Source organism: Microvirga puerhi, assembly GCF_020089865.1.
In the GTDB taxonomy this organism is placed as follows: domain Bacteria; phylum Pseudomonadota; class Alphaproteobacteria; order Rhizobiales; family Beijerinckiaceae; genus Microvirga; species Microvirga puerhi.
Genome location: NZ_JAIRBM010000018.1, coordinates 76060 through 98297, shown reverse-complemented (window position 1 = coordinate 98297; position 22238 = coordinate 76060). Strand labels below are relative to the sequence as shown.

At 58.2% G+C, this 22238-nt stretch carries 22 protein-coding genes; 13 read left to right on the top strand and 9 right to left on the bottom strand.

Features of this window, described 5'->3' with window-relative positions:
- Positions 1-2: 2 nt before the first annotated feature.
- Both K9B37_RS19685 and K9B37_RS19680 read left to right on the top strand, forming a co-directional pair.
- Complete coding sequence (locus tag K9B37_RS19685) at positions 3-1136, top strand: acyl-CoA dehydrogenase family protein (protein WP_224315234.1); 1134 nt, start codon at positions 3-5, stop codon at positions 1134-1136.
- A gap of 4 nt (positions 1137-1140) precedes the next feature.
- Positions 1141-2259, top strand: a complete 1119-nt coding sequence (locus tag K9B37_RS19680) for a CaiB/BaiF CoA transferase family protein (protein ID WP_224315233.1) — start codon at positions 1141-1143, stop codon at positions 2257-2259.
- A 101-nt stretch (positions 2260-2360) separates the two neighbouring features.
- On the opposite strand, the gene K9B37_RS19675 is transcribed toward K9B37_RS19680, so the two are convergent.
- Genes K9B37_RS19675 through K9B37_RS19660 form a run of 4 tightly spaced genes read right to left on the bottom strand, consistent with a single transcriptional unit; the run spans position 2361 to position 6018 of the window.
- The gene (locus K9B37_RS19675; protein WP_224315232.1) at positions 2361-3191 is read right to left on the bottom strand and encodes an SDR family NAD(P)-dependent oxidoreductase; all 831 of its coding nucleotides are present in this window, start codon (positions 3189-3191) and stop codon (positions 2361-2363) included.
- A 1-nt stretch (position 3192) separates the two neighbouring features.
- Entirely contained in the window at positions 3193-4167 is a 975-nt protein-coding gene (locus K9B37_RS19670) for an acyl-CoA dehydrogenase family protein (RefSeq protein ID WP_224315231.1), read from the bottom strand.
- Positions 4168-4175: 8 nt separating this feature from the next.
- A complete protein-coding gene (locus K9B37_RS19665) occupies positions 4176-5306 on the bottom strand; it encodes an acyl-CoA dehydrogenase family protein (protein ID WP_224315230.1) in 1131 nt (376 codons plus the stop codon).
- Positions 5307-5313: 7 nt separating this feature from the next.
- Positions 5314-6018: an SDR family NAD(P)-dependent oxidoreductase gene (locus tag K9B37_RS19660; RefSeq protein ID WP_224315229.1), complete on the bottom strand. Its 705-nt coding sequence runs from the start codon at positions 6016-6018 to the stop codon at positions 5314-5316.
- A gap of 234 nt (positions 6019-6252) precedes the next feature.
- Here K9B37_RS19660 and K9B37_RS19655 point away from each other — a divergent pair, with 234 nt between their 5' ends.
- The 10 genes from K9B37_RS19655 (at position 6253) to K9B37_RS19610 (ending at position 16420) form a co-directional block, all read left to right on the top strand.
- Entirely contained in the window at positions 6253-7407 is a 1155-nt protein-coding gene (locus K9B37_RS19655; protein WP_224315228.1) for an acyl-CoA dehydrogenase family protein, read from the top strand.
- A complete protein-coding gene (locus tag K9B37_RS19650) occupies positions 7407-8327 on the top strand; it encodes an acyl-CoA dehydrogenase family protein (protein WP_224315227.1) in 921 nt (306 codons plus the stop codon). Before K9B37_RS19655 ends, K9B37_RS19650 begins: the two co-directional genes overlap by 1 nt.
- A complete protein-coding gene (locus tag K9B37_RS19645) occupies positions 8324-9115 on the top strand; it encodes an enoyl-CoA hydratase/isomerase family protein (protein ID WP_224315226.1) in 792 nt (263 codons plus the stop codon). The genes K9B37_RS19650 and K9B37_RS19645 overlap by 4 nt, the downstream gene beginning before the upstream one ends.
- A 43-nt stretch (positions 9116-9158) precedes the next feature.
- Positions 9159-10406 carry an ABC transporter substrate-binding protein gene (locus K9B37_RS19640; RefSeq protein ID WP_224315225.1) on the top strand — a complete coding sequence of 416 codons (1248 nt, stop codon included), beginning with the start codon at positions 9159-9161 and terminating at the stop codon, positions 10404-10406.
- A 65-nt stretch (positions 10407-10471) separates the two neighbouring features.
- The gene (locus K9B37_RS19635; RefSeq protein WP_224315224.1) at positions 10472-12073 is read left to right on the top strand and encodes an AMP-binding protein; all 1602 of its coding nucleotides are present in this window, start codon (positions 10472-10474) and stop codon (positions 12071-12073) included.
- A gap of 2 nt (positions 12074-12075) precedes the next feature.
- Complete coding sequence (locus K9B37_RS19630) at positions 12076-12945, top strand: branched-chain amino acid ABC transporter permease (RefSeq protein ID WP_224315247.1); 870 nt, start codon at positions 12076-12078, stop codon at positions 12943-12945.
- Between the two features lie 41 nt (positions 12946-12986).
- Positions 12987-13958, top strand: coding sequence for a branched-chain amino acid ABC transporter permease (locus K9B37_RS19625; RefSeq protein WP_224315223.1), 972 nt, complete (start codon positions 12987-12989; stop codon positions 13956-13958).
- Complete coding sequence (locus tag K9B37_RS19620) at positions 13955-14722, top strand: ABC transporter ATP-binding protein (protein ID WP_224315222.1); 768 nt, start codon at positions 13955-13957, stop codon at positions 14720-14722. Before K9B37_RS19625 ends, K9B37_RS19620 begins: the two co-directional genes overlap by 4 nt.
- On the top strand, positions 14670-15419 hold the full coding sequence (locus K9B37_RS19615; RefSeq protein WP_369414364.1) for an ABC transporter ATP-binding protein: 750 nt from the start codon (positions 14670-14672) through the stop codon (positions 15417-15419). The genes K9B37_RS19620 and K9B37_RS19615 overlap by 53 nt, the downstream gene beginning before the upstream one ends.
- Positions 15420-15640: 221 nt before the next feature.
- Positions 15641-16420: an IclR family transcriptional regulator gene (locus tag K9B37_RS19610; RefSeq protein ID WP_224315220.1), complete on the top strand. Its 780-nt coding sequence runs from the start codon at positions 15641-15643 to the stop codon at positions 16418-16420.
- Between the two features lie 125 nt (positions 16421-16545).
- On the opposite strand, the gene K9B37_RS19605 is transcribed toward K9B37_RS19610, so the two are convergent.
- Both K9B37_RS19605 and K9B37_RS19600 read right to left on the bottom strand, forming a co-directional pair.
- Entirely contained in the window at positions 16546-17253 is a 708-nt protein-coding gene (locus tag K9B37_RS19605; RefSeq protein ID WP_224315219.1) for an enoyl-CoA hydratase/isomerase family protein, read from the bottom strand.
- A gap of 45 nt (positions 17254-17298) precedes the next feature.
- Positions 17299-18273: an NAD(P)H-dependent flavin oxidoreductase gene (locus K9B37_RS19600; RefSeq protein WP_224315218.1), complete on the bottom strand. Its 975-nt coding sequence runs from the start codon at positions 18271-18273 to the stop codon at positions 17299-17301.
- Positions 18274-18642: 369 nt separating this feature from the next.
- Between K9B37_RS19600 and K9B37_RS24975 the strand changes: the two genes are divergently transcribed.
- Positions 18643-19494, top strand: coding sequence for a MaoC/PaaZ C-terminal domain-containing protein (locus K9B37_RS24975; RefSeq protein WP_224315217.1), 852 nt, complete (start codon positions 18643-18645; stop codon positions 19492-19494).
- A 262-nt stretch (positions 19495-19756) separates the two neighbouring features.
- Here the strand turns inward: K9B37_RS24975 and K9B37_RS19590 are convergent, their stop codons facing one another.
- From K9B37_RS19590 to K9B37_RS19580, 3 genes are all read right to left on the bottom strand, one after another.
- Positions 19757-20239 (bottom strand): DUF2726 domain-containing protein, encoded by a 483-nt coding sequence (locus K9B37_RS19590; protein WP_224315216.1) that lies wholly within the window; start codon positions 20237-20239, stop codon positions 19757-19759.
- A gap of 24 nt (positions 20240-20263) precedes the next feature.
- Positions 20264-21412, bottom strand: a complete 1149-nt coding sequence (repC, locus tag K9B37_RS19585; protein WP_224315215.1) for a plasmid replication protein RepC — start codon at positions 21410-21412, stop codon at positions 20264-20266.
- Positions 21413-21587: 175 nt separating this feature from the next.
- Positions 21588-21800, bottom strand: a complete 213-nt coding sequence (locus K9B37_RS19580) for a ribbon-helix-helix domain-containing protein (RefSeq protein ID WP_224315214.1) — start codon at positions 21798-21800, stop codon at positions 21588-21590.
- Positions 21801-22238: the final 438 nt, after the last annotated feature.

Below are 22238 nucleotides of genomic sequence, written 5' to 3'. Positions count from 1 at the left end.
CAATGATCCTTGACGAGAACCACGAGATGGTGCGCGACATGGCGCGCCGGTTCGCAGCAGAGCGGCTCGCTCCCAATTCCGCAGAATGGGACCGAACACACCACTTCCCGAAGGATGTTATCAGAGAGATGGGTACGCTCGGCCTCATGGGCATGCTCGTTCCCGAGGAATGGGACGGGGCCATGAGCGACTCGGTTGCCTATGCCATCGCTCTTGAGGAGATTGCCGCGGGAAACGGTGCGATCTCCACCATCATGAGCGTCCACAATTCTGTCGGCTGCGTGCCGCTTCTGCGCTACGGCGCCGACGCACAGAAAGAGAAGTTTCTGCGCCCGATGGCTCGAGGGGAGTGGCTTGGCGCCTTTTGCCTCACCGAGCCTCATGCAGGCTCCGATGCTTCGGCCTTGCGCACACGTGCACGGAGAACCAGCACCGGATGGATATTGAACGGTGTGAAGCAGTTCATCACCTCTGGCAAGCACGGCGATATAGCGATTGTCTTTGCCGTGACGAATCCCGATGCTGGCAAGCGCGGCATCTCAGCCTTCATCGTGCCGACCCAAACCCCTGGCTATCGCATCGTCAGCATCGAGAAGAAGCTGGGCCAGCACTTGTCTGATACGGCGCAGATCGCATTCGAGGACCTGGAAATCCCGGCCGAGAACCTGCTTGGCGGCGAGGGCGAAGGCTATCGCATTGCGCTCTCGAATCTTGAGGGCGGGCGGATCGGCATCGCAGCGCAATCGGTTGGAATGGCACGCGCCGCCCTGGAAGCGGCAATTGCCTATGCCAACGACAGAGAAAGCATGGGCAGCAAGCTCATTGGCCACCAGGCCATTGCTTTCCGCCTTGCCGATATGGCGACACGGATCGAGGCCGCCCGGCAGCTTGTCCTTCACGCAGCTTCACTGCGGGACGCCGGCCAGCCTGCGCTCAAGGAAGCCTCGATGGCAAAGCTTTTTGCGTCCGAAATGGCGGAAAAGGTCTGCTCCGATGCGATCCAGATTTTCGGCGGCTATGGCTACACTGAGGACTTCCCAGTAGAGCGCATCTATCGGGATGTGCGCGTCTGCCAGATCTACGAAGGAACAAGCGACATCCAGCGCATCGTCATCGCTCGAACTCTGACACATTGATCAGATGGCAGATTTAGAGCGAGCGTCGGCGGGAAACGAGAAGGCGAGAAGTGGCCCTCTGTCGGGGTTGAAAGTCCTGGAATTTGTCGGAATCGGGCCCGGTCCGTTTGCCGCGATGCTTCTTGCCGACATGGGCGCTGACATACTGCGGATCGACCGGCCCGGCGGAGGCGATCCGTATTCGCGGAACGTCGTCAACAGAGGACGCCCTACGCTTTTTGTCGACCTGAAGGATGCATCGCAGGTAACCGACCTGATGTCGCTCATCGAACGGTCGGATGCCCTGATCGAGGGTTTCCGGCCGGGTGTCATGGAGCGCCTCGGCCTCGGTCCGGATCTTGTACTGCAGCGCAATCCCAAGCTCGTCTACGGCAGAATGACAGGCTGGGGTCAAACGGGGCCCCTCTCCCAGATTGCTGGCCATGATATCAATTATATCTCTGTTGCGGGTGCTCTCGCAGCCATCGGCCCGGAGGATCGACCCGTGCCGCCCTTGAACCTGGCCGGCGATTATGGGGGCGGATCCCTCTATCTCGTGGCTGGCATCCTGGCCGGCATCATCTCTGCTCAGCAAACCGGCCTCGGTCAGGTCGTCGATTGCGCCATCTGCGACGGAGCGGCATCCCTGATGGCAATGTTCGCCGATCTGTCGAGCCAAGGACAATGGACCTCAAGACGAGCAGAGAATCTTCTGGATGGGGGCGCCCCCTTCTATCGAACGTTCGAATGCTCCGACGGCAAGCACCTCTCGGTCGGAGCCCTCGAGCCGAAATTCTACGATCTTCTCTGCACGCAGCTGGGGTTCGCGCGCGACGAGCTGCCCGATCGCGACGATGTCCGGAACTGGAAGCGGCTGCACACGCTCCTGGAGCAACGCTTTAAGCTGAAGACCAGAGATGAATGGTGCCAGCTCCTTAGCGTCCTCGATACCTGTGTCACGCCGGTCCTGACATTGAGCGAGGCCGCCGCGCATCCGCATATGGCCGATCGACAGACATTTATCGACATTAACGGCGTCGCTCAGCCGGCGCCTGCTCCGCGCTTCTCTGGAACACCGTCCTCGGTACGCAAAATTGCAGACAAGGTCGTCACGATGGACGCCGCATTGGCCCGATGGATCTGAGCCCCGCAAAACGATCGGCAAGCGAGGGCTTTTTCAGCAAGCTGGCTCGAGTTCACTGTCTGAAACGGCAAACTCATGACAAAAGATAATTGGAAATGGTTCTAGCTCTCCTCTTTCTCAGACGGACGAGGCTTGCCCGAATGAGTCCAGCTAGGAGACGTCATCTTGCGCTCGGCCGTCAGGGCTTCTTCAGTAAGGAACTTAGTCGCGCTCCAGCCGCCATCAACCGCCAATACCTGTCCATTGATCCATCCTGAGGCTGGGGAGGACAGGAAGAAGATCGCCTGCGCCACGTCTTCAACCGTTCCCATCCGTGAGGATGGAGTCATATCGAGATTCATCCGCAGGAATCCCTCATCTTCCAGCCGATGAAAGGTCATCGGGGTTGGGATAACCCCAGGGGCGACAACGTTGGCCCGTACGCCCGACGATCCGTATTGGCAGGCTAGATGGCTCGTTAAGGCATTGATGCCGCCCTTGGCGGCGGAATAGGCCCCACCCCTCAGCCCGCCAAGGATCGAGTATGTCGAACTTACGTTGACGATTGTGGCTTCCGGGCCGAAGACTTTTAATGCTTCACGGCAGAATCGGAATGGTGCGCGCAGCATCAGATCGAGAAAATAATCGAGCGTCGCATCGTCGGTTTCGTGTACCGGCTTCGGGCTGCCGATTCCTGCGTTGTTCACTAGATGATCGAGCCTGCCGAACTTCTCCATGGCAAGGTCCACCGCGCGCCGCGGAGCTTCGCCGTCCGTGGCATCCAGCGCGAAGGTTTCAATCGGCGCGTTGCGATCGGCGAGATCCCGCTTCATCGCAGCCAGCTTTTGCGGATCCCGCGCGATGCCCACCACGGCGATGTCGGCATCGAGGAAGACCCGAGCGGTTGCAAGTCCGATACCGCTGGAGGCTCCAGTGATGAGGGCGACGCGCATGTCAGTTCCTTTCATTGATCGAGGTATAGGGCGCAAGAGGTGCTGGAAGATCGAGCATTGTGTTTCCACTCAGCAGCTGGCGTAACACATGCACCTGCTTCAGGTAGTGATGCGCATCGGCTTCGGCCGAGAATCCTATGCCGCCATGGATCTGGATGCATGTCCTGACGTTGGCGAATGCCACTCTCGGTGCGAGCAGACGAAGTGCGGCGACCTGAAAGGCCGCGTCGCCGCGCTCGTCCCGAACGGCGATGGCCGCCATGTCGAGAAGCGCGGAAAGTGCTTCGGCGTCGACCGACATATTCGCACAATGGTGCTTGATGGCCTGGAACGAACCGATCGACCGGCCGAATTGTTCTCGCACCTTGGCGTAGGATACGGCCATATCGCGCGACGCTTCGGCAATGCCGAGGAGTTGCGCTGTGACAAGCAGATCGGAAGTATCGAGAAGAGAGCTGTCGGTGCACTCCCCGATCATGCTCAAGGGTCCGCGGACACGCGATAAGACTACACTGTGGCCGAGGCCAGGCACTCCCTCCCTCGGCAGTTCCTCAAGCGCAATCAGGATCACCTGTCGACCGCCAAAGACGACCCCAAGAGTGGCTTTTGCCCCATCGATCAGTAGGAGCGAATCGTCCGCCGGTACTGCGGCACAGACGCTCAGCGTACCGGCCGCCACCTGCTCTGCGATCTCGTGGCGGCCGAGCCTTGCCGCAAGGCGAGCCGCGATAGGGTTGGCCAGCGCTCTCGACGAGATCAGATGGCGGCCAAGAAGCCCGTGCACGAGGGCCTCTTCGACGATGGTGAACCCCGTCCCACCGCGCTCCTCGGGCAACGCCAGCGCGAAAGCTCCGAACTCGGCCAGAGCCGTCAGATCATCCGGTTTTTCCTCTTGCAGGCGGGAGAGCGGATAGCTGGTGTTCAGGAGCGCGTTGGCCGCATCGAGAATTTGACGCTGATCTTCATTGTAGTTCATGTCGCAGGTCACGCCGGCTGCTCCCTCGGCAGGCCGAGAATGCGTTCGGCAATGATGTTGCGCTGGATTTCGGCTGTGCCACCAGCGATGGTCTCGCTGTAGGACTCAAGGTAGTCATGAGTCCAAGTGCTGTCGGTAAGAGCATCGGCTCCAAGGATGTCCATGGCGGCGCGGTGGATGCGTTGCGACAGTTCGGCGAAGTAAAGTCGCATGAGCGAGCCGTCGGACGCGGTGACGGGATCCTTGAAGAGCGTGCGATAGGTCATGGCTCTCAGGGCGGCGGCTTCGGCCCGAAGCTCGGCCAACTGCTTGCCGATTGCTGAGCCGGGCGGACATTCCGCCAAAGCGATCAGGTCCTCGATTTTGATCGACAATTCAAGCTGAAGTCCCATGGCCGCCGTCTTGCGCTCGAACCCAAGAGTTGTCATCGCTACACGCCAGCCGTCGTGCAGCATCCCGACCACGTTCGAGAGCGGGATGCGCACGTTGTCGTAGAAAACCTGGGCGAAGTGCGTTGCGCCCGCCATGTTCTTGATCGGCCGAACGGTGATCCCTTCGCTTTTCATGTCGCAGATCACCCAGGAAAGGCCCTTGTGTCGCTTCGATCCAGGCTCGGTCCGGATCAGAAGCTCCTGGAAATCTGCAATATCTGCATAGCTCGTCCAGATCTTCTGGCCATTCACAACAAGATGGTCGCCATCCACGAGGCCGGTGGTTGTCAGCGATGCGAGATCAGAGCCCGAACCCGGCTCCGAAAAGCCCTGGCACCATATGGAGTCGCCCACGAGGATGCGGCGCAGATGGTAGGCCTTCTGCTCGTCGGTCCCGCAGGCGATCAGCGTCGGTCCGGCGTGATTCAGCGACACAAAAGTGCAGTCAAGCACTGAAGGAGCCCGCGCCCTGACATATTCCTCGTACCAAAGGATGATCTTCTCCGTCGGCAGGCCACGTCCGCCATACTCTTTTGGCCAGCCGATCCCCGACCAACCGTCCTTATGACATTGGGAGAGCCATGCTTGCGCAAAGGCGCGCGCCGACTGGCCGTCCAGGGGCCCGCGTTTGCGCGGGGCATTCGCCAGCAACCACTCGCGTGCCGACACGCGAAAGGCCTCGTCGTCCTGGGTGAAGTCCAACTGCATTTCTGGCTCACGATATCCAGCCGCCGGCGACATCGACGATGCTGCCGGTCATGTAGGTTGAATCTGCGCTCGCCAAGAAGCGAACCACGGTGGCGATCTCCCGAGGCTCGCCTACCCGTCCCATCGCGACGCTATACATCTGTCGCTCCATCTGGATCGAATCGACAGAAGCCGCCATAGGCGTGCGGATGGTGCCCGGTGCGATTGCATTGACGCGAATGTTGTAGGGCGCAAGTGTTTTGGCGAGGCTACGTGTCAGCCCGATGAGGCCGGCCTTGGACGTCCCATAAGGAATGATCGGGCTCCCGAGTTTGCCGTTGATCGACGCAATATTGACGATCACACCGCCACCATCGTCGGCCATGCGCTTGGCAAGTTGTTGGCTGAGAAGGAAAGGTGCCCGTAGGTTGACCGTCAGGACTCGATCGAAGTCTTCCAACGTAAGTTCGAAGACCGTCTTCTTTTCGTACAGACCCGCACAGTTCACAAGGCAGCCGATGCCAACCTCTTCCGCAAGGTCGTCCAGAGCCCGGCGAGTGTCATCGATATCGGAAAGATCGCAGGGAATGAATCGATCGGGACGCTCATGCTCAATGCCGCTTTCCGTACCTGGCTTGTCAAGCCCGACCACGCGATCGCCCGCATTTTTCATTTCCGCACAGATCGCGCGTCCCATTCCACCGCCGCATCCGGTCAATATAGTCGTTCGCATGTTTCCTCCGAGACCCACTGTCTCATTATATGGAACACATTGGACGTAACTGATATCGCCCGACGCACCGCAGTGGGCTTGAATAGCGTATTCGCCAACACAGTGATCTTAAATCGCTCATTTTTCAATAGCACTCGTGCCGAACTTTCTTGACATCCATCAAAGTGGGCTGCACTTTTTTCAAAACGACAGATTCAAGAACAGTCCCACTTTGTGGGCCATTTGGAAACGCCAATGGACTTTGACTGGACCGAGGAGGATCGGACCTACCGCGCGCGAATACGCAACTTTTTGGAGCGGGAACTGCCGCCCAACTGGGTCGAGATCTCCCGGCACGGCCCCGGATCCCGCGAGCAAACCGAATTCAGCCTGGATTTTTGCCCCAAACTCGCCGAGGCGGGTCTTCTCGTGCCGCATTGGCCGGTGGAGTGGGGTGGCGCGAACCGCCCGGCCTGGGAGCACTTCATTCTCGGTGAGGAGATGTGGGCCGCTGGCGAGCCCCGCGGCGCACAATACATGAATGTAAACTGGATCGGGCCAACGCTCATGCGTTTCGGCACCCCGGAGCAGAAACGGCGCTACATCCCTGAAATGGCCGCAGGAAAGGCCATCTGGTGCCAGGGCTTTTCGGAGCCGAATGCAGGTTCCGACCTTGCAAGCCTTCGCACGCACGCCGAGCGGGATGGCGATGCATATATCATCAACGGAAACAAGATCTGGACCTCGTACGCCGCCATGGCGCAGCACTGCTTTCTGCTCGCGCGTACGACTGGAGAGGCGATGGGCAAGGCCGGCATCGCCATCTTCCTCGTGCCTATGTCGACACCAGGCATCGAGGTCCGGGCTATCCCTAGCCTCATTGGCCACGGCGATATCCACGAGATGTTCTTCACGAATGTCCGCGTGCCGGTCTCCGCCAGGCTCGGCGAGGAGGGAGAGGCTTGGTCCATCATTAGCTATTCGCTTGCCAATGAGCGTGTGGGGATCCCGCGCTACGAGCTTGCGGTCCGCGTGCTTGGCGGCATGGTGCGGGAGCTCGCGGCACGTGGGGCATTCGAAGATCATGTCGTGCGGGCCCGTGCCGGCTCGGCATTGGCCTCGTGCGAGGCAGCCCGGATGCTCGTCTATCGGGCGGTCGACAAGCGCGCCCGCGGTGAGATGATCGGAGCCGAAGCCAGCATGGCTCGGGTCGCAGTCGTCGAGGCCGATCACGCTGTGACAGATTTCGGCCTGGACTTCCTGCCAGATACGTTCAGCGGACGGGCCTTCCCTGCCCATCTCGCGCATCATGAGCGTGCCATCGTGACCGGTATCGCCGCCGGCGCGGCCGAAATCCAACTCGGCCTCATTGCCCGTCATTGGCTCGATCTTCCCCGGGAGGCCACGTGATGCGGTTCAATCCGAACGAGGATCAGGCGACTTTTCTCTCCGTCCTCGAGCAGATGATGGAGTCGGAAGAGGCTGGCTGGAGGCAAGCGCACGAATGGGCGCGCTTCGACTGGTCGGCGCCCTTCGACACAATGATGGAGGAAAACGGGTTCTTCGATTGCGCCGTCGAAGAGACTCTCGGCCTCGTTGCAGCCGCGGCCATGACCTACCGCGTCGCAAGTCTACCGATCGCTGTGGAATGCGCCGCATCATCGATTCTTCGCCCACAATATGCTCCCGAATTGCCGCGTCCGATCGCCGTCATCGAGAGGCACGCGGAAGATCCCATCCGTTTCCTCCCTATGGCTAAATCAGTTCTGTTCCTTGGTAGCGATAGAATAAGCGCGGCGATCTTGAATCCGGATGCGGTCGAGCCTGTCGAAAGTCTCTTCGCCTATCCGATGGGCCTTCTCAAGACCAGGGAGCTCGATTGGCAACCGATCGACGCCGATCCGGATGCCGTGCACGACAGTTGGCGTATCGCTCTGGCAGCCGAGATGACCGGTGCGCTCAAGGGTGGTCTCGATGCCGTCGTCGCACATGTTCGGGAGAGGCATCAGTTCGGGCGTCCACTGGGTAGCTTTCAGGCTCTCCAGCATCGTCTGGCAAGCGCTGCCACGAAAATTGAAGCTGCCTATTGGCTGACGCTCAAGTCCGCACAGAGAATCGGGCCGGCAGATGCAGCGGCGGCCCTGGGCTACGTGCAGGAAGCCTCGACAAAGGTCATCTATGATCTTCATCAGTTTATGGGCGCGATGGGGCTAACCCTTGAGCATCCGCTTCATCGCTGGACGTATCGCGCCCGATTGCTGCGCTCATCGCTTTCCGGTGCGGACGCGAACTTGGCGGCCGTATCGGCGAAACGTTGGAGTGCACTGTGAACCACCTGCCCGAATACAGAACATTGCTGCTGGCGCGTCGGGAGCGCCTGCTGACCATCACGCTCAACCGACCTGAAGTTTTGAATGCATTCGGGGCGGTCATGCACATCGAAATCATCGATGCGCTACGCTTTGCTGCGACCGATCCGGGATCGGACGTGATCGTCCTAACCGGCGCTGGCCGCGCCTTCTCGGCCGGTGGGGACCTGGATCGGATGGAGGAGTGCATCGCGAATCCGGCCGAATTTGATCGCGAGGCAGCCGATGCGAAGCGGATCGTCTTTACGCTTCTTGATCTTGAGAAGCCGATTATCGCCAAGGTAAACGGTCATGCGGTTGGTCTGGGAGCGACGATCGCACTGCTCTGCGACGTGATCTTCGCTGCAGAATCGGCGAAGATCGGCGATCCCCATGTCAAGGTCGGCCTCGTCGCAGGCGACGGTGGAGCGATCATCTGGCCACAGCTAATCGGCTTTGCGCGCGCCAAAGAATACCTGATGAGCGGAACGCTGCTCACGGCATCGAAAGCGGCAGAAATTGGGCTGATCAATCACGCGGTGCCCGATGCCGAGCTCGACGATAGGGTCGGCATCTTCTGCCGCGAGCTCCTGGACGGTGCCACTCAGGCGATCCGGTGGACGAAAACCACCATCAATCTGGAACTCAAGCGCATTGCGCATGCTCTCATGGATCCGGGCATCGCGTACGAATCGCTGTCCATGCGCTCCGAGGAGCACCGCAATGCGGTGAAGGCGATGAAGAAGAAGCTAAAAAAGCGCGAAACATAGCGCAGAAAGTCAATCATCAATATCGTCAAGTCGGGAGGATACAATGAAGATAAATAGAAGAGAATTCATGGGCGGAGCGCTCGGCGCATCGGCTCTGGCAGGCTTTCCGATGCCGGCCATCTCACAGAGTGCCCCGATCCGCATCGGCTGCATCACGAGTCTGGTCGGTGGCTACAGCCAGTTCGGGCAGAACCATGTTCGAGGTATGGAAATCGCCGCTGAAGCCATCAATGCTGCCGGTGGCGTCAACGGCCGCAAACTGGAAATCGTCGTACGTAGCGACGATCTCAAACCGGAAACAGCCGTGGCGGCCGCGCGCGAGCTTGCTGCGAGCGGTGTGCGTATCTTTGGTGGCGTCAACAGCAGTGGCGTCGCTCTGGCATTGAGCGGCATCATGGGCGAGCTCGACTCGGTCCTGTTGACGGCTGCCGCGCACGGAAACAACCTTACGCATGAAGATTTCCGCCCCAACTACTTCAGAGTCACCGACTACTCAGCCATGCGCATCGGTGCGGGCTCGCACCTCATGGCTCAACGTTACCCCAATGTCCGCGTCTGGGGGTCGATTTCGCCCGACATCCAGGTCGGACGCTCAGTGGTGGAAGTCTACAATAGTCGCCTGCCAGAAGCCTATCGCAAGCTCCACAATGCAGAGGTCCAGTTGAAGGATACCGTCTGGGTCAAGTTTGGCGCAACGGATTATCGCAACGAGATCGCGCGCCTTATCAGTCAGGGCATAGAAGGCTTGGTCATTGGCGTCGGTGGCACCGATGAGGCAACCTTCCTACAGCAGGCGACTCAGCTGGGCTTGGCCTCACGCCTCAAGGCTATGTACACCACCGGAAGCGAGTTCGTTGCTCCGATGGCGCTGAAGAACCGGATGCCGGCCAATTTCTGGTCAGGGTTCCACTGGTACTATGGCGCGTACCGCGACAATCCGATCGCGAAGCAGGTCGTCGAAACCTTCCGCGCGAAAGGCTATGGGCAGCATCCAGACGGCTTCATCGGCATGGCACACACGGTCGTGTTGGCCATCGCTGCAGCTATGAAGAACGGCGCTGGGGACAGCAGCAAAGAACTCATCCCTGCCCTGGAAGGGTTGAAGTTCGATACGGTCAAAGGACCGACCACGCTGCGCAAGGAAGACCATCAGGCACTCTGCGACGTCAACTATGCCCTCATCGGCCCAGCCAATAACCAGGATGGTTGGGAAGTCATTGACTCCGCGCGCATCGACGGCACCCCCTTCGCAGGCGATCCGACCCCGGGCATTGCTCTGAAGTTCGGCTAACAGGACCTTCTCTGCCGGCGCATTGGCACCGGCAGAGTCGCATTATGCAGCACGGAAGATCGATTATGGCGGTTTTGGATCAGAGGCTGGCCGCGCTGAGGGGCGCCGGTCGGGTCACAAATACAGACGGACGCAGCCTCGGGATTATTGCTCTCCAAAAGACAGCGGATGATCCTGATCGGGTCGTGGTCATCAACGCAGAGCGAACCGTCACCCGAGCCGAGATGGTCGATGCCGCGCGCCGGCTCGGTGGAGCGCTGCTCTCGCGAGGGATTGCTCCCGGGGCAGCCATTGCCTTCCAGCTACCGAACTGGTGGGAAGCCTGCGTCGTCAATCTCGCAGCGGCCCTGTTCGGTTTTAGACTCGTGCCCCTGCTGACGATTTATCGCGCAGCCGAACTCGGGGTCATACTGCCTACTTGCAGCATTGAAGTCATCTTCGTACCGGAGCGATTCAGAGAGTTCGATTACCCAAGCCTCATTGACCGGCTGGCACAGCGACCACAGCATGTCTTTACAGTTCGAGGTGACCGCTCGGGGCCGAACACGTTCGAACGCCTCCTTGAGCATGAGCCTGCGGAACCGCAGCCGGCTTCGGCCGGTGATCTCAAGACGATCCTGTTCACATCAGGTAGCACAGGACGGCCAAAGGGCGTTATGCATAGTCATGGGACCTTCGACGCGCTGATCAGCCGGACAGCCGATTTCTGGCAGATCGGCAAGGATGATCGACTCTACGTGCCCTCCCCCATCGGACATATCGGCGGCTCGATCTACGCGTTCGAATTTCCGTGGATGACCGGCTGCACCGCGCTGCTTGCCGAAAGCTGGGATCCTGATGAGGCGGTCAGGGCGATCGATGCCCACAGCGCTACCTTCATGGCCGGTGCAACACCATTCCTTTCAGGCCTGATTGCCGCCGCTCAACGGGCAGATTCGGGACTACCGAGCCTGCGCCGCTACATCTGTGGCGGAGCAAGCGTCCCGCCGGAGTTGGTGCGGCGCGGACTCGCGCAATTTCAAGCTGCAGTCGTATCGCGAGCCTATGGTTCGACCGAAGTGCCTCTGGTCTGTCCAGGCGTACGGACCCGCGTTGAGGCCGAAGAGCGCGCCGACACAGATGGCGAGTGCACCGCAGAACTACAGATTCTCTCCGATGAGGGAACGCCTGTTGTGGAGGGAGAATCGGGAGAAATTGCTGTCAGAGCATCGCAGATGCTGCTCGGGTATCTGGACCCAGCCGACGAGGAAGGCATTTTCGCCAGCGATGGGTTCTTCCGCATGGGAGATATCGGCAAGCGCATCTCCGGCCGCTTCTTACAGATTACGGGTCGCAAGAAGGACATCATTATCCGGAAGGGCGAGAATATCAGTCCGCTCGAGATCGAGAACGCCTTGGCCCGACATCAATCCGTACGTCAGTCGGCCGTCGTGGGCGTCCCAGATCGCGACCGGGGAGAGATCGTGGTCGCCTTCGTCCTCCCTGTGGACGGCGGAACGTTCACGTTCGCCGACATGACTCTTCATCTAGATATGCTGGGACTTGCAAAGCAGAAATATCCTGAGCGCCTGTTCGTCGTCTCGTCGCTGCCCGTCAACACGGTCGGGAAGGTCCAGAAGAACGAGTTGAAAGCGTTGGCGATGAATGAGGAAGGAAGCAGCGCGTGACGATGCTCTATCTCTATTCGATCTTCAACGGCCTTGTCCTTGGGATGGCGATCTTCCTGGTATCCGCAGGGCTCACCCTCGCCTTTGGGATCATGAAGATCTTCAACTTCGCGCACGGCGCGTTCTTCATGATCGGCGCCTATGTAGCGTACGCTGTGACTGGACAGGAGGCCTCATCTCTTTGGATCTTTCTGGCGGCAGCCCTGATCGCAACCATCGTGGTCGGCAGCATCGGAGTCCTCGCCGACCTGACCATATTCCGGCGTCTTGCTGGAGTACCGGCGGACTACACCCTCATGGCCGCCTTCGGCATCATGCTTTTCTGTACGGGCAGTACGCGGATTGTGTTCGGCCAAGGCATACACGCCATCTATCCACCTGCCATCCTTGGCGGCATCGCCGACATCGGCATTCCGATATCCTATTACGGATTGTTCATCATCGCATGCGGTCTGGCGGTTTTCTTGATGCTTGAAATTGGGCTTAACCGGACATGGCTCGGAAAGCAGATTTTGGCTGTCGCCCGCGATCCTTGGATGGCCGACGTCCTGGGTCTGCGGGTTCGGCGCCTCAAGCTGATCTCGGTAGCGACCAGCTTCGCGCTTGCAGGCTTGGCCGGCGGATTGCTCGTCGCCAATCAGGCGCTGTCGCTCGATCTTGGCCATTCCTATCTCCTGCTGGCCTTCTGCGCGGTGATCGTGGGCGGTCTCGGGTCGATCCGCGGCGCGTTCATCGCGGCGATCATCTTCGGTCTCGCCGAGAGCCTCAACTCGGTGCTGATGCCGACGATGCCGGGCATCAGCTCATATGCACTGCTGATCATCCTAGTGTTGATACGCCCGCATGGGCTTTGGCCGGAACAGTCTCAATGAATCGCGCTGTATCAATCGTGTCGCCATCTGGAATTGTTCCGATGAATCGCATCGCATCGATCGCGCTGCTGCTGTTGTTCGCGGCGTTTCTCTTTGCTCCCTATCTCGTCAATCCGGGGCTGGTCTTCATCGCTGGCTTTGCCATGATCGAGATCGTCTTCGCCCTCTCCTGGAATCTCCTATTCTCTTATGCGGGTCTGGTTTCCTTCGGACATGCCGCATTCTTTGGCATCGGAGCCTATGTCGCGGCAGCGACATTGCGTTATGGATATGATATTCACTTCATTCTTGTATTGCTGATTTGTGCCGTGCTCGGAGCTGTCGGGGCCTTCCTAGTTGCCTTGATCGTTCTGCGAAGAGCAAGCGGAATTCAGTTCTCTGTTCTCACGCTCGCTCTATCGCAACTCGTCGTCGTTCTGATCGGCTACTCAGATTATTTCGGGCATGACGAGGGAATATCGGCAATACCTCGCCCCGTGATGAACTTCGGGCTGTTCACCGTCGATCTCAATCGACCCCTGGCAAACTACTACTTTGTTCTTTTCGTCTGTCTCGTCGCGGTGGGGCTTATGTGGCTACTGGTAAAGGGCCATTTGGGACGAGCAATGCAGGCGGTTCGCATCGATTCTGAGCGCGCCGAATTTATCGGAATCGACGCCTGGCGGATCCGGGTGTTCGCTTTCACGATATCCGGGGCATTCGCTGCTGTAGCCGGCGCGCTTCTGGCTCCGTGGGGGCAGATCGTGACGCCGGAATATGTAAATTGGCTGCATTCCGCGCAGCCGATCTTCGCGACACTCCTCGGCGGAGCTGGCTTCTTCTGGGGGCCAGTGGTTGGAATCGTTGGCCTGAGCGCACTGAACTATTTCACGCGGACCTTCACCGGGCTGTCCGAAGTGCTCGTGGGCGCCAGCCTGATTGCGGTCGTCCTGGTTGCTCCACAAGGCATCCTCGGAACGCTGCGCCAACTGGCAAAGCGCCGCAAAGGCCCTGTCAAGGGAGGCCACGCATGATCCTCGACGCGCAAGGGATCGAGATGAGCTACGGCGCTTTGAAGGTCCTTCATGGTGTATCCCTACAAGTTTCTGAGAGCGAGACTTTCGCCATCATAGGCCCCAATGGAGCCGGTAAGAGCACTCTCTTCAAGGTACTGACCGGGGAGCGCATGACTAGTGCCGGAACCGTCCGGTATCGCGGCGAGGATCTGACTAAGCTTCCCGCGTTCCGTCGAGCGCGCATCGGCTTTGGGCGAACGTTTCAGGTTGCCCGCATCTTCGGTGAGGTCGACCTGATGACGAACGTCGTCATCTCGATCGAAGCCCGACTGCGCTATAGCGGCCAAAGCCCCGGAGCCTGGTGGCGGTGGACACCTGCAGCAGACGTTCGCCTTGAGGCCGAGGAGATCCTCGAACGTTTTGGCTTTCCCCGAAGCCGCTGGAGCGACGATGCGCAATACCTTTCCCACGGTGACCGAAAACGCCTGGAATTTTGCATCGCTCTTGCGACCAGGCCGGACATCCTAATGCTCGATGAGCCGATGGCCGGCATGTCGCCCTCGGACCGCAAGGAAATGACCAAGCTGCTGATGCGGCTGAAGGCCGAGACTGGGATCACCATCGTGATGACCGAACACGACATGGACATCATCTTCGAGATGGCTGACCGTCTGATGGTCCTAAGCTACGGCGAGGTCATTGCCATAGGCGACCCGGAAAAAGTCCGTGATGACCCGACCGTGCGCAAAGTATACCTCGGCCAAGGATATCAGCATGCTTGAGCTGAACAGCGTCGACGCCTTCTATGGACAGGCTCATATCCTCCACGATATTTCGCTCAGCCTGGCAACAGGAGGCCGTCTCGCGGTCTTGGGCCGGAACGGAGCCGGGAAGAGTACGTTGCTGAAGAGCATCATGAATGCTGGTCCAAGAGTACGCGGCGAAGTCCGCCTTGAGGGCGAGCTGCTCGACGGCATCGGCGCAAGCGACCGGGTGCGGCGCGGTCTGTCTCTGGTCCCTGAAGATCGCCGCATCTTCACCCACATTTCGGTCAAGGAAAATATCCTTCTGGCCCAGCAAGGAACCGAGCGTAAAAGCGGATTGCCGACACTGGAGGAGGTGATCGCCCGGTTTCCTTTGTTGAGAGACCTGGTCAACCGCTTGGGTGGTCAACTGTCCGGTGGTCAGCAGCAAGTCCTGGCCGTGGCACGTGCTATCGCAGCTCGACCACGATTGATGTTGTTGGACGAGCCGACTGAGGGTCTTGCGCCGGTCATCGTCGAAGACCTCGCGGAAAAAATCGTGGAAGCCTGCGCCACTTACGGAATTGGGATCTTGCTCGCGGAGCAGAATCTCTGGTTTGCGCGGCAATGCACCTCGCGAGTTCTGCTGTTGGATTCGGGCAGCTTAGTCTTTTCGGGAGATTGGGCTGAGTTCGATGCCTCGACGGACCTTGTCGAGCGCTATCTCGCTGTCTAGATCGCCGTTGGGCGAAAGTTGTACCATATCGACTGTGACACGTGCTGGATTCCGAGCTTTCAGAGAGGTACTGCCGTTCGGAGAGGCTCCTTCGCGATCCGGTTCGAGAGTGGGAACGAGGAGAGGCGCCGTGGGAAATGGCATTTCCTCCAGAAGATTCCCATTTCCAGCCACCTCGCTATCGGATAGCGAGGACAGGATAACATATCGACGAGAGAACGATGGAACTGACAAGGCTGCCCACTGACGACAATATTGATGGGACGCAAGCCATACGGCGGGCTGCTGCCATTCTACGGCGGATCGGTCAGGGTGGTTCCAATGGCGTTAAACTGGGCGCTATTACCGAGGCCTTGCAGCTGCCGCGCTCCACAACCCACCGCATTCTCAAATGCCTCGTAGAGGAAGGTCTCGTTAGACACGAGCAGGACAAGAGGCGCTATGTTGTCGGACGCCTGACCTATGAGCTGGGCCTCACCGTCACGCATGACACACTCGAGATTGCACAATGGCGCATCGCAATCGACCGGGTTGCAAAGCGAACCGGCGCCACATCGTATCTTATGGGCCGAAGCGGAATTGAGGCTACGTGCCTTCTCAAGACGGAAGGTAGCGCGATGATCCGCGTCATCCCGGTGGAAGTCGGACAGTGTCGTCCCCTGGGCGTCGGAGCAGGCTCCGCAGCCCTACTTGCCGCACTGGACGCCGATACATCCGAACAAGTCATTCAGACGATCGCTCCTTTGCTGCAGAGCTATCCGAATCTCAGCCAAGAAGCAATTCGTAGGATCGTCACTGAGGCCCGCTCTACCGGGTTCGCAGTGAGCAAAAGCAATGTCGTGAAGGATGTCATCGGAATCGGAATGGCGATTCCGATGACAGAGGGCACAACTTATCTGGCGCTCAGCATCGCTGCTCTTGCATCGCAGGCAGATCATCAAACCATCGAGAACTGGAAGCAGATCATCCGAGAGGAAATTCACGCTGTCCTGCACGCGTAGGAAGGATTCAGCAAACGGTCTGGACATCCACTACTCGTTGAAGACCAAGATCCATATTCAGATTGAGCAATGATCACAGCTCATCAGCCAACTCCATGTGCAATCCGATCTCATACCTATTCACGTCATCTCAGCACCGTCGATGATGTGTACTGACGTTCATAGGCCAACGCCTCATCCAAAGATACGGCGAGGCTATTCTCATATAAATGCTTGATTGTTGCAATCGAAGACGGATCATTGGTAGCGATGTTCGTCGCTATGCCCATGGTGAATGTGTCGCGTCGCTCCGACGAAACCACATAGTCGCACAGCGAGATTCGAAGCGCCTCATGCGCGTCGATAGGTTCCGACGTTAGCGAGAGTCGCTTTGCAACGGCGGGTCCGACCCGCCGTGGAAGTCGGGCCGACATACCCCATCGAGGGGCAATGCCGAGTTTTGCGTGAGTGTCGCAGAATGTAGTATCTGTAGCTGCAATGATGATATCGGCAGCAAGGGCTAACTCAAGGCCGCCCGTATAACAATGTCCATGGACGGACGCGATGACGGCCTGTTTCATCCGCCCGAGACGCTCCAGTGTCTCGGACCGCATCTCGCGATCCTCCATGACGATTCCGGCCTTTAGGGCATTGATGTCAGCACCGGCACAAAAGGAACGGCCTGCTCCCCTTACGACGATGCATCTGATCTGGGTGCCCTCTTTCGCAATGACATCTACATGCCCCCTCAGCTCGTGGAAGAGTTCGGGCGAGAGTGCATTCAGCTTTTCGGGCCGGTTAAGAGTAAGGATTGTGACAGGACCGACATCGTCGCGTAAAACCAAGCCATTCATGTCTTCCTCCAATCTCAGGTTAGGTTTTGAACTCTGAGCCGGAAGTCACGCAGTACGATCCAGTAAGGGTTGCCGGCGGCGTGGCGGCATATTGTACTCGGCTGCGAGCCGATCGACCAAAGTGGCGACCGGGGGAATATCATTGATCAGTTCGACTCCCTGGCCTGCGGCCCAGACATCCCGCCAGGGCTTCGCGTGCTCATGTGGTTTCTCTGTGCCGAAGACCGGTAACTGATGAGGATCGTACCCAACGCGCCGGACCGACTTTGCCAGCATGTTTGCGGGGATCCCATGTGTGAAGAAGGGTGTATAGACGAGATCTTCCGCACGAGAAGTTAGGATGATCTCCTTGTATTCCGAAGAAGCTCGGGCTTCCTTCGTGGCAATGAAACGCGTGCCCATGTAGCAGAGGTCTGCGCCCAGAGCTTCCGCGGCACGAATGTGCTCGCCTGTCGTGATCCCACCGGCTAGCACGATATACCCGTCGAAGAACTTACGAACCGCAGAGACAAATGCGAAGGGATTGAGCCCACCTGAGTGCCCTCCACCTCCCGAGCAGATCAGGATCATGCCATCGACGCCCACCGCTGCGGCCTTTTCTGCATGGCGGATTGTCGTTACATCGTGGAAGATCATACCGCCCCAGCCGTGAACTTCCTGGACAATCTCGCCTGGAGCGCCATTAATCGTAATCAGGAGCCGCACTCTTCGGTTTTTACAGGCAAGAACCTCAGCCTCGAACCGCTCCCGCGCTCCGACTTTGCCGGTGCGCAGGCTGATATTGGCCGCATAAGGCCCAGTCGGGCGACCGCTGTGTTTCCTATACGTGGTGAGTTCGTCGTCGAAATGGTCGAGCCACTCGCCATATTCGGAAGCAGAACGGGCGGTACTTGCGGAACAGGCAGCTGCAATGTTGGATTTGCACGCGGCAAGTATGAGTTCCGGATAAGACACCAAAAACATGGGTGCGCAGATGACTGGGAGCCGAATGCCGGCAAAGATGTCTTGACCGCTCGGCAACTCTTGCCTCCCATGAACGAAGACTTATCCCAATATATGGGACATGTGTATTGATCGCTACTTGCCTAAATTTATCGCCGTTACGCTGGTCGGTCAATTAATCAAGTTCATACACGGACTTTCATTGCGCCGAATTCGCAGGATAGAATCGCAATATTGTATTTCGGCAGCCGCCTCGATTGTGGCTCATTCCATATGATGAGACTATTGTACTGATCGCGCAATTGTTGCGCTTATGTTGAGAAGGCGCTGACGAGATACAGATCCTGACGTGCGTAGCCTTGCCCGCAAAAAACTCTGATTGATCGCTGTGTCGGATAGTTCGAGTAGATTGGCTGCAAGCAGCTGGAAAATAGGGCGCGTATTAAAGTGTCAATAAACCTCGATCGCCTGTCAAAATGGACATTCGAGAACCAAATACACTCATATAATGTGAGGGATACGATCCTATATGCGCTGGGTATCGGATGCGGAGAGGGCGCTGACGATCTGCCGTTCGTCTACGAAAAGAAACTGACTGCGCTACCGTCCATGGCAACCGTGCTTGGCGATCCCGGTTTTTGGCTCAAGGACCCATGCTTGGAAGCCGACTGGCGCAAGGTCGTTCATGGCGAACAGTCCGTCAACTTTCATGCTCCCCTTCCAGCCGCAGGGACGGTACTGGCACACAACGCCGTTGACGATGTCATCAACAAAGGTCCGGAAAAAGGAGTCTACATTTACTGCTCACGGATGCTGTTCGATCATAGCTCCGGCTCGCTGCTAGCGACGTTGAAGTCAACCCTTATTCTTCGAGGAAACGTGGGGACCAGTAGATCTGATCATCCGACGACAAGGCCCAGAAACTTGCCGGATCGGCAGCCGGATATCTCTTGTCTCAACAAGACTCTTCCACAAGCTGCACTGATTTATCGTCTCTCAGGAGATCTGAATCCGCTTCACATCGATCCGGCTACTGCCACAAAGGCAGGCTTTCCTCGACCAATTCTGCATGGCCTTTGCACCTTTGGCATAGCGGTGCGCGTCCTTTTGAAGGCATGCTGTGAGAATGAGCCCGCGCGGCTACGGAGCATCAGCGCCAGATTCACCGCGCCAGTATTCCCGGGCGAGACGATTCAGACGGACATCTGGCACGAAGGAAAGCAAGTTCATTTCCGTTGCCTCGTAAAAGAGCGCGGAGCTGTCGTGCTTAGTCCCGGCACAGCGTCGGTCCACGCCTGAGATTATGTCAATGGCACTGATCATGATGAACGTGAATTTCACCGACTCACAGAACAGCTCCCAATAGCCGCATTTCGATCCGGGCACCTTCTCGTCGAAAATGAGCATATCTCACCGGTTTCAGGATTGCGCGTTGATCTATCGAGCCGAAGATAACTCACACACCTGTTTCCAGGAGTGGCAGTGTGAAATAGATGTGGTGCGTATCGAAATGTACAGGTCCGCCTAAAATGCCAGTCGTGGTGACGAAGGTATTGATAGGTCATGATCGGTTCCAAACGGCCTCTCGGATTGCCTCGGAGCTGGGCCTGGTTCTCGATTGGAAACGCACCACCGTGTAGCCGCACGAGGCCAGAATCTGATCGCGCCTAGCGTCCTTGCGGGCATCGTGTGTTCGATCATCGAGCTCGACGATCGCAACAATCACAAGGTCTCGGACAATGACCCAGTCGACACGGGCATTCGAAATCGCGCGAAACCCGCGCCAGAAGGTCCGCGAGCCTTCTTTCGCGTCCGGCCGGACAAGCGAGAGGATTGGGATCTGAGGCCAGATCTGGCATCCAGGAAATGCTGCCAGGAGCCGGCCATAGAACTCGCACTCGTTCGGCGTCATGATGGAGTGCGGCCTGTAGCGGGGCTTCCGGGCCAGCATGAACAATGCCAGAAAGCCGAGCGCTAATCCTAAGGCGACCGTAATGGCCGTCCATGAGCCAAAACCAAAGATGATGAAGGTCTGCTGGACCATCTTGCTGCCTCTTCGCCGAGCCTGCTAGGTCATCCGTCGTCTCCGCATGGCGAGAAGTTCGGTTTCAAGGTCGAGTTTACGAGTTTTTATCATGCGGACGAGGGCCCGATAGTAGCCACCTGGGTTGCGTATCCGGCTTGCGCCACTGGCAACATCGTCCTCGTAAAGCTGCAGTACGTACAGCACCGCGATCGCAGCTGCGATCGGCCCGAGATCGGCGACAGCCTCGTTCCAAGCGCTTTCATGCGCCCCAAGCGAGGCTCTGAGATAGCGCCCTGCCCCAACGATATCGCCAATGTCGCGGATCGGCTGACCATAGTCCGCAATCGCTGGACACGCCTCAACGATCAAAGTCGGTGATAGGAGCTCGGCCCGTCGTTCTTTTGGCAGAACGACCTCAGCTTTCTTCGGAAAGCCGTTTGTACAAGTTTCGCTAGGAGATTCATTGTTTGATTCATTGTGGCGGAATCGAATTCCGTCATTGCCCATCTCATAAAAGAGTTTCTCGGCAGTTTTCCTCAGTGTCTCCCAGGCCTCGGCCAGGTCGAGGGGCATCACATAGGTCGAGCGTTTTGGCGTCCGCTCCAGAAGTCCAGCGAGTTGCTCTTCGATGGCGGTGCGATCGAGTGTTGGGTGATGGAGCGCCAATGCCTCGATCGCCGCCTCGGTCTGGCGTCGTGAGACGGTGATTTCGTCGAACAGACGTTTACGCTCAGCGCGAGCCTGCTTCTGCTCAGCAACGAGGCGTGCCCACTCACCGCGGCGAGCATAAACCGGGGTCAGGTCGAAGCCGAAGGCGTCGATGATCTCGCCCGCTAGATCTTTGACCGCATAGCGCTTCCCGTTGGGAGAATCCTTAGGAATGATCAGTCCCTGCCCGATCAAATGGTTGAGTGCGAAGCGGATCGCGCGCTCGGTATAGCCGGTGCGGTTAGCCAAATACTCGTTGGACGGCCAGACCAGGAGCCTTTCCCAAGCCTGCTCGCCCCAGCTGGCTACCAGGGCTGACAGGACCTGCCTGGCCGAGGGGCGCAAAACCAGAGCGACTTCCGCCTCATAGGCGGCAGCGGCGAGTTCTTTTCGTGTTACAGTGCGCCCTTCACTGAGCGCAAATGCTCTTGCGGCCAGAGTGGCATGTCTCAGCCGCCGGCCTCCAGACGATGCAACATGCATCGCATCCCTCCATTTCGAGGGCAAAGCGAGAGCTTTCACCGAAACCGATGCTCTTGACATTCAGCTTGTCGGGATGGCATAAGAAGGTCGCTACACCAATTTCTTACGCCCACCCCTCGGTGGGTCTCCAAAGGCCCCGGAGTTACCAGCTCCTGGGCCTTTTGCTTTGCCTGATTTACGTCACGACATTCCGATCCTTTTCGGCAAATGTGGCCTCGAGGGCATGAGTGATCGCCTCCTGACGTGTCCTGAAGCGGCCGCTAGCGACCGCATGGTCAATCGCAGCCCCAAGAGGACCGGGAACCCAGACGTTCATCTCGCGGTCTCCGCGCTCGCGACGGAGCTTGCGAAACCGCTTGAGACGTTCGATCTGTTTCTCGTCAGGCATGGCATGCACCCATCAGACTCGTGCCGTATCGAGAAATGACCGATTCCTCCCTAGCTGTGGAGTCTGGCCGTCAAGCATTCATTCACTATACGAACGAATCCGTTGGAAAACTTCTTGGCGACGGGTCGTAGTCGATGCGGGGGCGAGTCAATCCGTAGGTAAAATACTGGTTCCAGCTGATTCTTAATTGCGCTCGTGATTCTTTGCCGAAAGTCAAAGGCAAAGATGTATGCCTACGATGATTCGAGAACGACTCGAATGGCGCCGATCGTAGCAGATTAATTTCTATTAACTGGGGACCGCTCCGATTCGGATACTCAGCGACGTCGCAGGATCCCGTTAAGGGCCATAAACAGGCCGTCCGCCTACGGCGCGGCAGGCCTTTATCATCGCCGAATCTGGCAGCGGAGCGCGAGGATCTCACACGGGCGGGATAGG

Bases quoted from the DNA above. Each gene is read 5' to 3' on its own strand.
- K9B37_RS19685 (WP_224315234.1), top strand. From the start codon at position 3: ATGATCCTTGACGAGAACCACGAGATGGTGCGCGACATGGCGCGCCGG.
- K9B37_RS19680 (WP_224315233.1), top strand. From the start codon at position 1,141: ATGGCAGATTTAGAGCGAGCGTCGGCGGGAAACGAGAAGGCGAGAAGT.
- K9B37_RS19675 (WP_224315232.1), bottom strand. From the start codon at position 3,191: ATGCGCGTCGCCCTCATCACTGGAGCCTCCAGCGGTATCGGACTTGCA.
- K9B37_RS19670 (WP_224315231.1), bottom strand. From the start codon at position 4,167: ATGAACTACAATGAAGATCAGCGTCAAATTCTCGATGCGGCCAACGCG.
- K9B37_RS19665 (WP_224315230.1), bottom strand. From the start codon at position 5,306: ATGCAGTTGGACTTCACCCAGGACGACGAGGCCTTTCGCGTGTCGGCA.
- K9B37_RS19660 (WP_224315229.1), bottom strand. From the start codon at position 6,018: ATGCGAACGACTATATTGACCGGATGCGGCGGTGGAATGGGACGCGCG.
- K9B37_RS19655 (WP_224315228.1), top strand. From the start codon at position 6,253: ATGGACTTTGACTGGACCGAGGAGGATCGGACCTACCGCGCGCGAATA.
- K9B37_RS19650 (WP_224315227.1), top strand. From the start codon at position 7,407: ATGCGGTTCAATCCGAACGAGGATCAGGCGACTTTTCTCTCCGTCCTC.
- K9B37_RS19640 (WP_224315225.1), top strand. From the start codon at position 9,159: ATGAAGATAAATAGAAGAGAATTCATGGGCGGAGCGCTCGGCGCATCG.
- K9B37_RS19635 (WP_224315224.1), top strand. From the start codon at position 10,472: ATGGCGGTTTTGGATCAGAGGCTGGCCGCGCTGAGGGGCGCCGGTCGG.
- K9B37_RS19630 (WP_224315247.1), top strand. From the start codon at position 12,076: ATGCTCTATCTCTATTCGATCTTCAACGGCCTTGTCCTTGGGATGGCG.
- K9B37_RS19625 (WP_224315223.1), top strand. From the start codon at position 12,987: ATGAATCGCATCGCATCGATCGCGCTGCTGCTGTTGTTCGCGGCGTTT.
- K9B37_RS19620 (WP_224315222.1), top strand. From the start codon at position 13,955: ATGATCCTCGACGCGCAAGGGATCGAGATGAGCTACGGCGCTTTGAAG.
- K9B37_RS19615 (WP_369414364.1), top strand. From the start codon at position 14,670: ATGACCCGACCGTGCGCAAAGTATACCTCGGCCAAGGATATCAGCATG.
- K9B37_RS19610 (WP_224315220.1), top strand. From the start codon at position 15,641: ATGGAACTGACAAGGCTGCCCACTGACGACAATATTGATGGGACGCAA.
- K9B37_RS19605 (WP_224315219.1), bottom strand. From the start codon at position 17,253: ATGAATGGCTTGGTTTTACGCGACGATGTCGGTCCTGTCACAATCCTT.
- K9B37_RS19590 (WP_224315216.1), bottom strand. From the start codon at position 20,239: ATGGTCCAGCAGACCTTCATCATCTTTGGTTTTGGCTCATGGACGGCC.
- repC (WP_224315215.1), bottom strand. From the start codon at position 21,412: ATGCATGTTGCATCGTCTGGAGGCCGGCGGCTGAGACATGCCACTCTG.
- K9B37_RS19580 (WP_224315214.1), bottom strand. From the start codon at position 21,800: ATGCCTGACGAGAAACAGATCGAACGTCTCAAGCGGTTTCGCAAGCTC.